This is a genomic window from Acidocella aluminiidurans (genome assembly GCF_055383125.1).
On the sequence record NZ_AP031589.1, the window covers coordinates 2,134,186 to 2,147,725 of the forward strand.

Annotated in this window: 15 protein-coding genes; 12 read left to right on the top strand and 3 right to left on the bottom strand. The window is 65.2% G+C overall.

Going from position 1 to position 13,540, the window contains the following annotated elements:
- The first annotated feature begins 46 nt into the window (after window positions 1-46).
- From ACZ46S_RS10595 to queC, 5 genes are all read left to right on the top strand, one after another.
- The gene (locus ACZ46S_RS10595; RefSeq protein WP_295744661.1) at window positions 47-376 is read left to right on the top strand and encodes a hypothetical protein; all 330 of its coding nucleotides are present in this window, start codon (window positions 47-49) and stop codon (window positions 374-376) included.
- 3 nt (window positions 377-379) lie between these two features.
- Window positions 380-1,798 (top strand): DHA2 family efflux MFS transporter permease subunit, encoded by a 1,419-nt coding sequence (locus ACZ46S_RS10600; RefSeq protein WP_464061699.1) that lies wholly within the window; start codon window positions 380-382, stop codon window positions 1,796-1,798.
- 413 nt (window positions 1,799-2,211) lie between these two features.
- Window positions 2,212-2,847 carry a 7-carboxy-7-deazaguanine synthase gene (gene queE, locus ACZ46S_RS10605; RefSeq protein ID WP_464061700.1) on the top strand — a complete coding sequence of 212 codons (636 nt, stop codon included), beginning with the start codon at window positions 2,212-2,214 and terminating at the stop codon, window positions 2,845-2,847.
- Entirely contained in the window at window positions 2,847-3,218 is a 372-nt protein-coding gene (locus tag ACZ46S_RS10610) for a 6-pyruvoyl trahydropterin synthase family protein (RefSeq protein WP_295744670.1), read from the top strand. Before queE ends, ACZ46S_RS10610 begins: the two co-directional genes overlap by 1 nt.
- A complete protein-coding gene (gene queC / locus ACZ46S_RS10615) occupies window positions 3,218-3,922 on the top strand; it encodes a 7-cyano-7-deazaguanine synthase QueC (RefSeq protein ID WP_464064282.1) in 705 nt (234 codons plus the stop codon). Before ACZ46S_RS10610 ends, queC begins: the two co-directional genes overlap by 1 nt.
- Before the next feature lie 110 nt (window positions 3,923-4,032).
- Here queC and ACZ46S_RS10620 read toward each other — a convergent pair whose 3' ends face one another.
- Window positions 4,033-4,614 (bottom strand): hypothetical protein, encoded by a 582-nt coding sequence (locus tag ACZ46S_RS10620; protein WP_464061701.1) that lies wholly within the window; start codon window positions 4,612-4,614, stop codon window positions 4,033-4,035.
- Window positions 4,615-4,750: 136 nt separating this feature from the next.
- On the opposite strand from ACZ46S_RS10620, the gene ACZ46S_RS10625 reads away from it, so the two are divergent.
- On the top strand, window positions 4,751-4,888 hold the full coding sequence (locus ACZ46S_RS10625) for a hypothetical protein (RefSeq protein WP_464061702.1): 138 nt from the start codon (window positions 4,751-4,753) through the stop codon (window positions 4,886-4,888).
- Here ACZ46S_RS10625 and ACZ46S_RS10630 read toward each other — a convergent pair.
- Together ACZ46S_RS10630 and ACZ46S_RS10635 are read right to left on the bottom strand one after the other, a co-directional pair.
- A complete protein-coding gene (locus ACZ46S_RS10630) occupies window positions 4,885-5,310 on the bottom strand; it encodes a hypothetical protein (RefSeq protein ID WP_464061703.1) in 426 nt (141 codons plus the stop codon). The genes ACZ46S_RS10625 and ACZ46S_RS10630 overlap by 4 nt on opposite strands.
- 30 nt (window positions 5,311-5,340) lie before the next feature.
- On the bottom strand, window positions 5,341-6,072 hold the full coding sequence (locus tag ACZ46S_RS10635) for a hypothetical protein (protein ID WP_464061704.1): 732 nt from the start codon (window positions 6,070-6,072) through the stop codon (window positions 5,341-5,343).
- Window positions 6,073-6,320: 248 nt separating this feature from the next.
- Between ACZ46S_RS10635 and rimP the strand changes: the two genes are divergently transcribed.
- The 6 genes from rimP to ACZ46S_RS10665 all read left to right on the top strand — a co-directional run bounded on the left by rimP (window position 6,321) and on the right by ACZ46S_RS10665 (window position 13,325).
- Window positions 6,321-6,845: a ribosome maturation factor RimP gene (gene rimP, locus ACZ46S_RS10640; protein ID WP_464061705.1), complete on the top strand. Its 525-nt coding sequence runs from the start codon at window positions 6,321-6,323 to the stop codon at window positions 6,843-6,845.
- An 8-nt stretch (window positions 6,846-6,853) separates the two neighbouring features.
- Window positions 6,854-8,371 (top strand): transcription termination factor NusA, encoded by a 1,518-nt coding sequence (gene nusA, locus ACZ46S_RS10645; RefSeq protein ID WP_295744677.1) that lies wholly within the window; start codon window positions 6,854-6,856, stop codon window positions 8,369-8,371.
- A complete protein-coding gene (locus ACZ46S_RS10650) occupies window positions 8,355-8,990 on the top strand; it encodes an RNA-binding protein (RefSeq protein WP_295744680.1) in 636 nt (211 codons plus the stop codon). Before nusA ends, ACZ46S_RS10650 begins: the two co-directional genes overlap by 17 nt.
- A 62-nt stretch (window positions 8,991-9,052) precedes the next feature.
- On the top strand, window positions 9,053-11,755 hold the full coding sequence (gene infB / locus ACZ46S_RS10655; protein WP_464061706.1) for a translation initiation factor IF-2: 2,703 nt from the start codon (window positions 9,053-9,055) through the stop codon (window positions 11,753-11,755).
- A gap of 18 nt (window positions 11,756-11,773) precedes the next feature.
- Window positions 11,774-12,184, top strand: a complete 411-nt coding sequence (gene rbfA, locus ACZ46S_RS10660; RefSeq protein WP_464061707.1) for a 30S ribosome-binding factor RbfA — start codon at window positions 11,774-11,776, stop codon at window positions 12,182-12,184.
- Window positions 12,185-12,350: 166 nt separating this feature from the next.
- Entirely contained in the window at window positions 12,351-13,325 is a 975-nt protein-coding gene (locus tag ACZ46S_RS10665) for an L-threonylcarbamoyladenylate synthase (protein WP_464061708.1), read from the top strand.
- The last annotated feature ends 215 nt before the right edge of the window (window positions 13,326-13,540 follow it).

Sequence of the window (13,540 nt, forward strand, 5' to 3'; positions counted from 1 at the left end):
GCAGGTTGGCGCCCAGCCTTTATCTTCTGACAAGGAGCCCTTAATCATGAATTGGCTTCATGACGTGTCTTATCTGTTCGGCGGGGTTTTTCTCGCCAATGCCGTTCCGCATTTCGTCAGCGGCATGATGGGGCAGGCCTTTCAAAGCCCGTTCGCCAAGCCGCCGGGGCAGGGGCTTTCCTCTTCCACCGTCAATGTGCTTTGGGGATTTGCGAACCTTGTCTTGGCCTATCTGCTGCTTATTCGCGTCGGTAATTTCAATCTGCATGCCGCCGATCAGGTCATCGCCGCTGGCGCGGGCGTGCTGCTGATCGGCCTGTTTTCCGCCCGCACATTCGGGCGTTTCCACGGTGGCCATTCGCCGAAGCATTCATAACGCATGCCCCAAGGCCCGGCCCCGGAAGATGTCGCGAAGGATACGCAGCTCGATCCCGCGGTATGGAGAATTGCCGCCGTCGCCTTGTTTGGCGGTCTGCTGGCGCAACTCGATGCCACCATCGTCAATGTCTCCCTGTCGAGCCTGGCTGCGGATCTGCACGTAAGTTTCTCAATCATTCAGTGGGTCACCAGCGGCTATCTTCTGGCGTTGGCCCTGGCTCTGCCGTTGAACGGATGGCTGGTCGGCCGCATCGGCGCAAAATCGCTTTATCTTTGGTGTTTCGCGGGTTTCACCTTGTCCTCGGCGCTGTGCGGGCTGGCCTGGTCGGCGGATGGCTTGATCGCGTTCCGCGTTTTTCAGGGCATCAGCGGCGGGCTGCTCGCCCCCATGGCGCAGATGATGATCGCCAAGGCGGCCGGCAGGCACATGGCGCGCGTGGCTGGTTACATGGCGCTGCCGGTTCTGCTGGCGCCGGTCTTTGGTCCGATCATTGCCGGCGCCATCCTGCAATATGCGTCATGGCGCTGGCTTTTCCTGGTCAATTTGCCAGTCGGCGCGCTCGCCTTCCTGTTGGCCATTCGGTTCCTGCCGCGAGACCGGGAAGAGCTCACCCGCAAGAAGCTGGACTGGCTTGGCCTTGCATTGCTGTCGCCCGGATTGGCGTTGTGCCTCTACGGCGCGGACAAGATCGGGCGGATGACCGGTCGTGCGGCCCTCGCTGCCGGGATCATCATGATTGCCGGTTTTCTTTGGACGGCACGGCGCAAAGGCGATGCGGCGTTGGTTGATCTGCGGTTGTTCAAGATCCGGGTGTTTTCGGCTGCCGTTGTGACGCAGTCCCTCTCGAACGGCGTGCAGTTCGCGGGGCAGATGCTCATCCCCGCCTTTCTGATTCAGGCATGCGGCCGCGCGCCCGCCGAGATGGGCTGGATGCTGGCGCCACTCGGGCTGGGCATGATGGTGACCTATCCGCAGATGGGTGCGCTGACCGACAGGTTTGGCATCCGTGCCCTATCGGCGGGCGGTGCGCTGCTGGGTTGCATGGCCACGCTGGCGTTTCTTTATCTGGCGCTCCATGGGCTCAACCTGTTCTTCCTCATCCCCGCCCTGTTCCTGCGGGGCTTGGGCATGAGCGCCGTCGGCTTGCCATCCATGACCGCTGCATATGCCGCTATCCCCAAGCAAGATCTGCCCATGGCAACCACCTCGCTAAACATCGCTCAGCGTCTCGGCGGGCCGATCATGACAACGCTTTGCGCGACTTTCCTCGCCTGGCGGCTGGGGGCGCATGGTTCCGGCCCGGCGGTGGCGACCGCTTACGCCTGGGCCTTTCTGCTTCTTTGCATATTTCAGGTCGCGGTTTTCCTCGCCGCACGCCGGTTGCCGCGCCATTTGGACGATGTGAGGCGTGCTGAATGATCGAGCAGACGCTTACGAGCATTTCGCCTGCTACCACGGCTCAGCCTTAAATCTGCGAGACACCGCCATCCACGACCAGCTCCGCGCCGACGACGTAGCTGGACTCGTCGCGCGATCTTGACCTGACCCTGAACACATCGATGTGCCTCGCCCCCCACGGCCTGCTCCCGCAGTTGACGCGAGGATTTGATGCCAAACAGGCGGACTATCTGGTCGCGGATCGACAGCAGAGCCCGCAACCACGGGGCCGGGTGGCCGAGCGCGCCGCGGGCGAGAGCCTCGATGCCCCACACCTGACGCTGCCGCGTCAATCTAAACACCTATTGCGCTGGGGCTTTGCCGCAGCGGGGCAGGGTTTCGCATAAGCGGCATTGCCATGCGCGCCGCCCGGCTATAATCCCCACGCCGCAGCCATGGCCTACAGCGTTAAAGAGATCTTCTACACCTTGCAGGGCGAGGGCCGGAATGCCGGCCGCGCGGCGGTGTTCTGCCGTTTCGCCGGCTGCAATCTCTGGTCGGGCCGCGAGGAAGACCGCGCCACGGCGATCTGCCGCTTCTGCGACACCGACTTCATCGGCACGGACGGCACCGGCGGGGGCCGCTTCGCCGATGCCGCCGGTCTCAGCGCCGCCATCGCCGCCGCCTGGCCGCAGGGCCAGCCGGAGGACAGGCTGGTCGTGCTCACCGGCGGCGAGCCGCTGCTGCAGCTCGATAAATCTCTGGTCGATGCCCTGCATGCGGCGGGGTTCGAGATCGCGGTGGAAACCAACGGCACCATCGCCCCGCCGGCCGGGGTGGACTGGCTCTGCGTCAGCCCCAAAGCCGGCGCCGCGCTGGCGGTTACGGGCGGAGACGAGCTGAAGCTGGTTTTCCCGCAGCCGGACGCCCTCCCGGCGCGCTTCGAGGGGCTGGCCTTCCAGCATTTCCTGCTGCAACCGATGGACGGCCCCGACCAGGCCGCCAATACCGCCGCCGCCGTGGCGTATTGCATGGCGCATCCGCGCTGGCGCCTGTCCCTGCAGACGCATAAATTTTTGGGAATCCGCTGATGTACGAGCTCAGCAAGCAATTCATCTTCGATGCCGCGCACACGCTGGAGCGCAAGATCGAGACCGACCCGAGCCGGCGCATCCACGGCCATACCTATCTCGCCGAGGTCACTTTGCGCGGCAAGGCGGACCCGGCGAGCGGCATGGTGATGGATGTCGGCCTGCTGGCCCGGCTGCTGGAAGAGGTGCGCGACGGGCTGGACCATCGTTTCCTCGACGAGGTGCCCGATCTCGGCCCCGCCACCATGGAAAATCTCTGCGCCTGGATCTGGCGGCACCTCGCCGCCCCCTGCCCGGCCTTGTACCGTGTGACCATCTCGCGCGCCTCCAACCAGGATCGCTGCGCCTATTACGGCCCGGAGGCGGCATGATGGACCAGAACGCCGCCCTGGTGCTGTTCTCCGGCGGGCAGGATTCCGCCACCTGCCTGGCCTGGGCGCTGGCCCGCTATGGCCGGGTTGAGACGCTGGGCTTCGATTACGGCCAGCGCCACCGGGTGGAGCTGGATGTCCGTCTGCCGCTGCGCGAGGCGATGGCCAGGCTCGTCCCTGGCTGGGCGGCGCGGCTGGGCGAGGATCATCTGGTAGATTTCTCCGTGCTCGGCCAGATCAGCGACACCGCGCTGACCCAGGACTCGGCGATCACCATGCAGGAAAACGGCCTGCCCAGCACCTTCGTGCCGGGCCGCAACCTGATGTTCCTCACCTTCGCCGCCGCCATCGCTTATCGGCGCGGGATCAAGCATATCGTCACCGGCGTCTGCGAGACGGATTATTCCGGCTACCCGGATTGCCGGGACGATACGGTGAAGGCGCTGCAGGCCGCCATCAATCTCGGCATGGAAAGCCGCTTCGTGCTGCACACCCCGCTGATGTGGCTGGATAAGGCGCGGACCTGGCAGCTCACCCAGGAGCTGGGCGGGGACGGGCTGGTGGAGACCATCCGCACCGGCTCGCATAGCTGCTATAATGGCGACCGCTCGACTCTGCATCGCTGGGGCTATGGCTGCGGCAAATGCCCGGCCTGCGACCTGCGCGCCCAGGGCTGGGAAAAATTCTGGGCCGAGGCGGTCTAGAGCCTTCAGCTTTTAGCTGAATGCTCTAGCTTTCATTTTGACGAGCAATTTCATGTGTTTATTTTGACGCTGGCGCGTCAACCTAAACACATATTGCTCTAAGACTCCGCTCAGTCCTTCGCCGGGCGGGTGCGGCGTGGCTTGTGCGCCGGCGGCTCATCCGGCAGCGCCCGCGCCGCATCCAGCCGCAGCAACTGCAGCGCCCGAAACCGGTCCGCCAGCGCCCCCATGAAGCCGTAAACAACCAAAGCCCGCACCGGGACGATGATGGAAAATACCAGCGCCACCAGGCAGAGCGGCAGCATCAACGCAAACCAGCCCCAGCGATGCAGCCGGGCCGCGACATAAGGCGGAACCACGTAACATAGCCAGCGGCGCGGCGGCTCGCCTATCGCCAAGGTTCTGGCCCGCTGTTCGGCGGGCAGACGGCCGGACATATCCAGCCCGGCGGCGCGCAACGCCTCCTGCGGCGCGCCCAGCGAGGGGCCGATCTGCTCCGGGGTCGCCGCGGGATCAAACCAGGGCTCGCGCCGCAACGCCCGCGCCAGCAGCCAGAAGCAAATACCGAGCGGGAAGAAAAACCCCAGAAGCGCCCACAGGCACATCCGGTTGTCCGGCGCTTTCACCTGGAAATAAAGCACAAAGTCCCAGACCAGCGTGCAGATATAAGCCGCCATGGCCCCATAAGACATTACGCGCATAACCCGTATCGCCCAGACTTTGCCGTATCTGGCCGGGCCAAGCACCGCGCCGACAGCAAGCAGAATCCAGACGACAGCAGCCCCAAGTAGGCCATTTAGCCATGCCACAATGAAATGAGATGAGAATATGATCGCTGGGATCATCATCATGTACATGGCAGGCGCGAAAATCGCCAAAAAGCCAAACCCGACTAAGCCAGGCAACGCCGAAGGCGGTGCTCCAGCCGAACGTTTTATGGGAGCGTCCTGCATGTTTGCCTCCTAACGCGGCCGGATACGGGTGATGGCCAAGTGAATGGACAAATAAGATTGCATATCTGTCCAGGGATCGGCGCCCCGCGGTCTGAAGATCGTGCGCTGACCGACATGCTGTGCCACTATCTCATTCGCATCCGGCATCACCGGATAGGCCGGCGGCTGCGGAGTGAATCTGGCCCCAAGATCATGCCAACCCGCCTCAATCTCCCCCCAAGCCCAGCGCATCCCATGCACCGCCTGACGGGCATGGGTGACTACATCAAGGCCCGCGCCAATGACCGTGCCTGGCGCATTGATGATCCCAATCGCCTCGTCGATTTTTGATTTACGGAGCTTTGCCAGGGTATCATCAAGTTTCGACTTCAACTCCGTTTCGGCGCGCTTCGCGGCGTTGATCGCCCGCTGATAACGCTGTTCAGTAGCCTGCAATGCGGGTTTGGCACCGTCAGCGCCGCGCTTTTAGATATAGTTCGAAAGCCGCTGCTCCGCCTTATCCACAAGCTGCGCTCCTTTCTCTAGGTTCTCAACCGCTTCTTTTCCTTCACGTATACCCACCCCAACTTCTCTTATTGCTTTTGGCAGGTTAAAGGCCAAATCCGGTAGGCATAGCAACGGCGCGATCCACTCAATACCTTGATAAATATTCGATTTTTCCATGCCTTTTGCCATTCTTGCGCCAAATTCGGAATGGTCTTCTGCCGCCATCATCTCAAAGGCAAAATGTGCGCTATCGGCAGCTAGCAGGACAATAGCTGCTCCTGTCGCGATCATACCCAAGGTTCCAACTGCCGCTACACCTAAAAAGCCAATGGCAATCACACCACCGATTGCAGCCACAGCATCGAACCCAACGACAACGCCATCCGTCTTCAAAGGATGTCGCTCTATCCACTCATCCGCTGCCTTCACCTCTTCTTTTGTCTTACCCCAGGCCTCCGAGAGGAGCGACGCAGCCGCATCTTCAAAACGCAGCAATCCGCCCTTCGAGGCAGGTCTGGTGGCTCGGGGCTTTGCGGGGCCGTGGGCATGCGCGATCAGAACCGGCACATCCCCATCTCTATCCGCCACACCCGGGCGTAATATTTTGGCTCCCCCAAGAGAAACCCAGATGATCGCTGCATGGGGCTGGTCGATATGCTGCGCATACGCTGCCAAAGCCAACAGCGCCGGCCCTTCACCGCTGAAGGGCAACCAAGTACTCACCCGTCCTGTCTCGCGTTGCCCGGCTCCCATTGCGTCCCTTCCCTCGGCTCCTGCGGCCCGCTCCAGCCTACCCGGGTTGCCGCCAGGCGAATAGCCGCCTGCAAAACGAACCCACACCCGGCCACCCCCCGCGAATCTCCTCTTGCCCTTTCTCCCCCCGGGCGTACATAAGCGCCAACAAAACCCGCTGTTTCACAGGGTGGCCCTAACCGGCCGCCTTTTTTATTGGATTTTACGTGTCAGATAACCGCCCGACCCATACCGGCCTGGAAGGCCGCATTGCCGACATGATCGTCGAGCCGCTGGAAGCCCAGGGCTATGAGCTGGTGCGTGTGCAGGTGATGGGCACCGAGACCCCCACCGTGCAGATCATGGCCGACCGCGCCGACGGCACCGGCTTCACGGTCGAGGATTGCGAGAAAATCTCCCGCCTGCTCTCCGCCGTGCTGGACGTGGAAGACCCGATCGACAGCGCCTGGACGCTGGAGGTCTCCTCCGCCGGCATCGACCGGCCGCTGACCCGCACCAAGGATTTCAACGCCTATGCCGGGTTCGATGCGCGCATCGAGCTGAATTTCCCGGACGCGGCGAACCGCAAGCGCTATACCGGCAAGCTGGCCGGCGCGGATGCCGCCACCGCGAAACTCACCCTGGAAAATGGCGAGACCGTCGAGATCGCCCGTGATAATATCCGCAAGGCCAAGCTCGTCCTCACCGACGCGCTGATCGCCTTCACCACCCACCCCAAAGTGACAAACTAGAGGATCGCATGGACACCTCCGTCAACCGCCCGGAATTGCTGCTCGTCGCGGACGCCGTGGCACGGGAAAAGCAGATCGAACGCGAGGACGTTCTGGAAGCGATGGAGCAGGCCATCCAGAAGGCCGGCCGCGCCAAATACGGGCATGAGAAGGACATCCGCGCCGTCATCGACCGCAAGACCGGCGATGTCCGCCTCTCCCGCTGGACCGAGATCGTCGAGACGGTGGAGAATGAGGAAACCCAGATCCCCGTCGCCATCGCCAAGAAATTCGCGCCCGAGAAGGAAATCGGCGACTTTCTGATCGATCCGCTGCCGCCGATCGATTTCGGCCGCATCGCCGCCCAGACCGCCAAGCAGGTGATCGTGCAGCGTGTGCGCGAATATGAGCGCTCCAAGCAGTTCAACGAGTTCAAGGACCGTGTCGGCGAGATCATCAACGGCGTGGTCAAGCGCACCGAGTACGGCAATCTGATGGTCGATCTCGGCCGCGCCGAGGCGCTGCTGCGCCGCGACGAGTGCATCCCGCGCGAGAACCTGAAGAATGGCGACCGTGTGCGCGCTTATATCTATGACGTGCGCGAGGAGCCGCGCGGCCCGCAGATCTTCCTCTCGCGCACCCATCCCGGCTTCCTGGCGAAGCTGTTCGCGCAGGAAGTGCCGGAAATCTACGACGGCATCATCGAGATCAAGGCGGTCTCCCGCGACCCCGGTTCGCGCGCGAAAATGGCGGTGATCTCCCGCGACGCCTCGATCGACCCGGTCGGCGCCTGCGTGGGTATGCGCGGCTCGCGCGTGCAGGCGGTGGTGGCCGAACTGCAGGGCGAGAAGATCGACATCATCCCCTGGTCCCCCAACGTCGCCACCTTCGTGGTGAACGCGCTGGCCCCGGCCGAGGTCTCCAAGGTGGTGATGGATGAGGAAGCCGGCCGCGTGGAAGTGGTGGTGCCGGACAGCCAGCTCTCGCTGGCCATCGGCCGCCGCGGCCAGAATGTGCGCCTGGCCTCGCAGCTCACCCGCTGGGATATCGACATCCTGACGGAAGCCGAGGAATCCGAGCGCCGCCAGGAAGAGTTCCGCCGCAAGACCGGCCTGTTCGTGGCCGGGCTGGATGTGGATGACATGATCGCCGGCCTGCTGGTGCAGGAAGGTTTCGAGACGATCGAGGATCTGGTCACCACCCCGCTGGAGGAGGTCGCCACCATCGAGGGCTTTGACGAGAGCGTCGCCAGCGAGCTGGTGCGCCGCGCCACCACCCATCTGGAGCGCCAGGCCGCCGAGCTGGAAGAGAAGCGCGTTGAGCTCGGTGTCACCGACGACATCGCCGCCATCGAGATTTTCTCCGCCAAGGATCTGATCGCGCTGGGCGAGAAAGGCGTGAAGACGCTGGATGATCTGGCCGATCTGGCCGGCGACGAGCTGGTGGAGATCCTCGGCGAGGATGTCATGAGCGAGGAGCAGGCCAACGAGATCATCATGGCCGCCCGCGCCCATTGGTTCGAAGGGGAGGATGGCGACGCAGCCTGACCCCCAAACCGCGCCGGAAGAGATCTTGGCCGACGAGCCGGAGCGCGGGCCGCTCCGGCGTTGTCTGGTCACCCGCATCCAGGGGCCGCGCGAGGCGCTGCTGCGTTTCGTGGCAGCACCTGACGCAACCCTGGTGTTCGACCCCGGCGCAACCCTGCCCGGACGCGGACTCTGGTTGAGCGCGGACGCGGATGTGCTAGATCTGGCGGTCCGGCGTGGTGTATTCTCCCGCGCCGCACGCTGCGCGGTGAAAGCCCCGCCGGATTTGCGCGCCCAGGTGGAAGCCGCGCTGACACGGCGCCTCACCGATCTGCTGGGCCTGGCCCGGCGCAGCGGTGCCGCGATCTCCGGCTTTGAGAAGGCCCGCGAGTGGCTACAGACAGGCCGGGCCGGGATCATCGTCCAGGCCGCCGATGGCAGCGCCGAGGAGCGCGCCCGTTTCGCGGGCGGGCGCCCCATTCCCCAGCTGGCGGTTCTTTCCGCCGCCGCGCTGGGCCGGATCTTTGGCCGGGAGCACACGGTGCACGTCGTCGTCGCGCCGGGGCGCCTGGCGAAGATGATCGAAATCGAGGCGCAGCGCCTGCGAGGTGTTGCGAAGGAAAGCGTAAGCGGGCAGTAGAGCCCAACCAACAAGGCCGGGGTCAAATCCGGCCGCGATGTGAAGATTGGACCGGATTAGGCATGAGTGACGGCAACGACCAGAATGAAACCAAGGGCAGGCTCTCGCTGCGCCCCGCCGCGCGCGCGGATGCCGGGCATACGGTCGATGCCGGATCGGTGCGGCAGAGCTTTTCCCATGGCCGCACCAAGGTTGTGCAGGTAGAAGTTCGCAAGAAGCGCGGCGGCGCCCCGGCGCCCGCCGGTGCGCCGCCCGCCAGCACGGCACCGGCCGCGCCGCTCTCGCTGCGCCCGCAGAATAATGACCGCCCGGCCCCGTCCGGCAACGCGCCCTCGCGCCCCCGCCAAGGTGGCGGTGGCGGCACGCCTGGCCAGCGCGCGCTGACCGCGGCCGAGCTCGCCAACCGCCAGCGCGTTCTGGCCGCCGCCGCGAAGGCCGAGGCCGAGCGCCGCGAGCAGGAGAAGATCTCCATCCTCTCCGCCGCCGAGGAAGCTCGCCGCAAGGCCGAGGAAGACGCGAAGCGCGAGGCTGAGGAAGCCGCCGCCCGCGAGAAGGAAGCCGCCGAGGCCGCGATCCGCGCCAAGGAAGAGGCCGAGGCCGCCAAGGCCCAGGCCGCTGCCGCGCCCGCACCTGCCGCAGCCCCGGCGCAGCCGGCCGCGCGCCAGCCCGCCGCCACCCCGGCCCGCCCCGGCGCGCCGGCCCCGGCGCGTCCCGGCACCCCGGCCGCGCCGCGCACCACGCTGCAGCTCAAGCCCGGTGGCCGCGACGAGGAAGACGACGCCCCGCGTGGCCCGCGCCGCCCGGTCGTCACCGCGCCCAAGCGCGGCACTCCGGTCGCCCCAGCGAAGAAGATTGGCGACGGCAACCGCCGCTCTGGCCGTATCGATGTGCAGGCCGCAATCGCGGGCGAGGACGAGAAGACCCGTTCGCTCGCCTCCGTGCGCCGCCAGCGCGAGCGTGAGCGCCGCCAGGCGGAGCTTGAGAAGCTGCGCTCCGATGGCGTGAAGGTGGTGCGCGAGGTCGTGCTGCCCGAGACCATCACCGTGCAGGAGCTGGCCAACCGTATGGCCGCCCCCGGCCGCGACGTGGTCCGCGCCTTGATGAAGATGGGCGTGATGGCGACCATCACCCAGGTGATCGATGCCGACACCGCCGAGCTGGTGGTGCAGGAATTCGGCCATAAGGTCCGCCGTGTCTCCGATTCCGATGTCGAGCTGGGCCTGGCCGGCGAAGCCGATAGCGATGACGAGCTGCTGCCGCGTCCGCCGGTCGTCACCATCATGGGCCATGTCGATCACGGCAAGACCAGCCTCTTGGACGCGCTGCGCCATACCGATGTCGCGGCCCGCGAGGCCGGCGGCATCACCCAGCATATCGGCGCCTATCAGGTGACCCTGCCCTCCGGTCAGGCGATCACCTTCCTCGATACGCCGGGCCATGAAGCCTTCACCGCCATGCGCGCCCGTGGTGCCGCCTCCACCGACATCGTCGTGCTGGTCGTCGCCGCCGATGACGGCGTGATGCCGCAGACCATCGAGGCGATCAAACACGCCAAGGCGGCGAACGTGCCCATCATCGTGGCGATCAACAAGATCGACCGCCCGGGTGCCGATGCCAACCGCGTGCGCAACGAGCTGCTGCAATACGAGATCGTGACCGAAAGCATGGGTGGCGACACCATCGATGTTGAGGTCTCCGCGCTGAAAAAGACCAACCTGGACAAGCTGGAGGAAGCCATCCTCCTGCAGGCCGAGGTGCTGGAGCTGCGCGCCAACCCGCACCGCTCCGCCGAGGGGGCGATCATCGAGTCCCGCCTGGATAAGGGCCGGGGCCCGGTGGCCACCGTGCTGGTCCAGAAGGGCACGCTGCGCCAGGGCGAGATCGTCGTGGCCGGCGCCCAGTGGGGCCGCATCCGCGCGATGATCAACGACAAGGGCGCCCAGCTGAAGGAGGCTCTGCCCTCCCTGCCGGTCGAAATCCTCGGCCTCTCCGGCGCGCCCACCGCGGGCGAACCCTTCGTGGTCGTCGAGAACGAGCAGCGCGCCCGCGAGATCACCGAGTATCGCGCCGCCAAGCTGCGCGAACGCCAGGTGGCCGCCCAGACCGCGCTGCGCGGCACGATGGAAGAGATGCTCGCCCGCATTCAGGCCGGCGCGCAGAAGGAAGTCGCGGTCGTCATCAAGGCGGATGTGCAGGGTTCGGCGGAAGCCATCGGCGTGGTGCTGGGCAAGCTCGGCAACGAGGAGGTCCGCGTGCGCGTGATCTATTCGGGTGTCGGCCAGATCACCGAGAGCGATGTGCAGCTGGCGAAGGCCTCCGACGGCCTGATCATCGCCTTCAATGTCCGCGCCAATGTCCAGGCCCGCGAGCTCTCGCAGCGCGAAGCCGTGGATATCCGCTACTACTCGATCATCTACGAGGTGGCCGACGATGTGGAGAAGCTGGTCAAGGGCAAGCTCTCCCCGGTGCATCGCGAGAAGTTCCTGGGCTACGCGGAAATCCGCCAGGTGTTCAACATCACCAAGACCGGAAAGGTCGCGGGTTGTTACATCACCGAGGGCGTGGTCAAGCGCGGCTGCGGCGTGCGCCTGCTGCGCGACAACGTGGTCATCCATCAGGGCGAGCTCTCGCAGCTCAAACGCTTCAAGGACGATGTCAAGGAAGTGGCGCGCGGCTATGAGTGCGGCCTCTCCTTCGCCGGCTACCAGGATCTGCGTGAAGGCGACGTGGTGGAGTGCTATGAAACCGAAATCGTGGCGCCCTGATCGTCCCGGAGCGGTTTCATGAAGCGTAGCAACGACTCAAAAGCTGCCGCTGGCCCCAGCCAGCGTCAGCTGCGCGTGGGCGAGGAGATCCGGCATCTCCTCGCCGAAATTCTCATGCGCACGGAATTCCACGACCCGATCCTGGCGCGTGAGCATCTCACCGTCTCGGAAGTGCGGATGTCGCCGGACCTCAAGCATGCGCTGGTCTTCGCCACCGTGCTCGGCCAGAAGGATATCCGCCCGCTACTCCCGGCTTTGAAGCGTGTTGCCCCGTATCTGCGCGCCCAAATGGCCCCGCGCCTTGGCCTGCGCGTGGCGCCGGAGCTGAAATTCGTCGCCGATGAGGCGCTGGATGAGGCGACGCGGATCAACAAGCTCCTGCACAGCCCGGAAGTGACGCGCGATCTCGGGCCCGACAAAAAAGACTGACAAAAGTTTTTTGGCAAAAGTTTTTTGGTGCCGCTTTTTTTCAAAAAAGCGGCAAAGACGTCCGGGGTAGTGACGACGACGATACAACGCCCCAGACTTTCATGGGGACTTTTTGAAAAAAGTCCCCATACCCCGAAAAAACTTTTGATAATTTTCCGGCAGAGCCTTGGAACAGACCTCTCAGACAGACGACAAACCAACCAAAATTCTGCGCAGCCCCGCCTGCGCGGCAAAGCTGCTGCAAGCCGGCAAGCTGGTCGCCTTCGGTACCGAGACGGTCTATGGCCTCGGCGCGGACGCCACCAACGCCCAGGCCGTCGCCGGCATCTACAGCGCCAAGGGCCGCCCCAGCTTCAACCCGCTGATCTGCCATTACCCGGATGCCGAAGCCGCCTTCGCGCATGTCCAGCCCACCAGGCTTGCGGAGACAATCGCCGCCGCCTGCTGGCCCGGCCCGCTCACCATGGTGCTCAAGCGCCGGGCCGATTGCCCGGTTGCGCTGCTCGCCGGCGCCGGGCTGCCCACCCTGGCGGTGCGCATCCCCGCCCAGCCCCTGGCCCGCGAAATGCTGAAACAGGCCGGCCTGCCCATCGCCGGGCCGTCCGCCAACCGCTCCGGCCGCATCTCCCCCACCAGTGCCGCGCATGTTCTGGCGGACCTGAACGGGCGCATCGCCGGCATTCTGGATACCGGCCCCTGCCCGGTCGGGGTGGAATCCACCGTCATCGATCTCTCCGGCGATCGCCCGGTGCTGCTGCGCCCCGGCGGCGTCACCCGCGAAGCCCTGGAAGCCCTGGCCGGCCCGCTCGGCGCGGCGCCCACCCCCGGCGCGGCCCTGGCCTCGCCCGGCATGCTCGCCTCCCATTACGCCCCCGCTTTGCCCGTGCGCCTCAACGTCACCGCGCCGCTGGCCGATGAAGCCTATCTCGCCTTCGGCCCCGCCCCCGCTGACCGGCTCTGCTTCCAGCTCTCCGCCACGCGCGACCTCACCGAGGCCGCCGCCAATCTGTTCGAGGGGCTGCATTGGCTGGACGCCCACGCTGAAGGGTCGGCCGGCATCGCCGTCGCCCCGATTCCGGACACCGGGCTGGGGCTCGCGATCAATGACCGCCTCGCCCGCGCCGCCGCCCCGCGCGCTTAACCTCCCGCCCCTCTTGGCAAATTCGTTTCTTCGCAATATCGGATGAACGCGGCACCCTTCCGGCGCCGCGCCTCGCGCGACAACCACGGATAGGCGTTTCATTGCTTCCTCGTCTCAGGCCAGCCCGCCAGACGCCGCATTTGTGGCTATTTTGTCACAATCCGTCTGTTACCTTGTCCCGATTTCTGTCGCATTTAGAGCGCAAACCCTCGTCC

What these genes read in the sequence shown, in the direction of transcription:
- queE (WP_464061700.1), top strand. Translation starts at nt 2,212, where the DNA reads ATGGCCTACAGCGTTAAAGAGATCTTCTACACCTTGCAGGGCGAGGGC.
- ACZ46S_RS10620 (WP_464061701.1), bottom strand. Translation starts at nt 4,614, where the DNA reads ATGTCTTATGGGGCCATGGCGGCTTATATCTGCACGCTGGTCTGGGAC.
- ACZ46S_RS10625 (WP_464061702.1), top strand. Translation starts at nt 4,751, where the DNA reads ATGATCGCTGGGATCATCATCATGTACATGGCAGGCGCGAAAATCGCC.
- queC (WP_464064282.1), top strand. Translation starts at nt 3,218, where the DNA reads ATGGACCAGAACGCCGCCCTGGTGCTGTTCTCCGGCGGGCAGGATTCC.
- rbfA (WP_464061707.1), top strand. Translation starts at nt 11,774, where the DNA reads ATGAAGCGTAGCAACGACTCAAAAGCTGCCGCTGGCCCCAGCCAGCGT.
- infB (WP_464061706.1), top strand. Translation starts at nt 9,053, where the DNA reads ATGAGTGACGGCAACGACCAGAATGAAACCAAGGGCAGGCTCTCGCTG.
- ACZ46S_RS10595 (WP_295744661.1), top strand. Translation starts at nt 47, where the DNA reads ATGAATTGGCTTCATGACGTGTCTTATCTGTTCGGCGGGGTTTTTCTC.
- ACZ46S_RS10600 (WP_464061699.1), top strand. Translation starts at nt 380, where the DNA reads ATGCCCCAAGGCCCGGCCCCGGAAGATGTCGCGAAGGATACGCAGCTC.
- nusA (WP_295744677.1), top strand. Translation starts at nt 6,854, where the DNA reads ATGGACACCTCCGTCAACCGCCCGGAATTGCTGCTCGTCGCGGACGCC.
- ACZ46S_RS10650 (WP_295744680.1), top strand. Translation starts at nt 8,355, where the DNA reads ATGGCGACGCAGCCTGACCCCCAAACCGCGCCGGAAGAGATCTTGGCC.
- ACZ46S_RS10610 (WP_295744670.1), top strand. Translation starts at nt 2,847, where the DNA reads ATGTACGAGCTCAGCAAGCAATTCATCTTCGATGCCGCGCACACGCTG.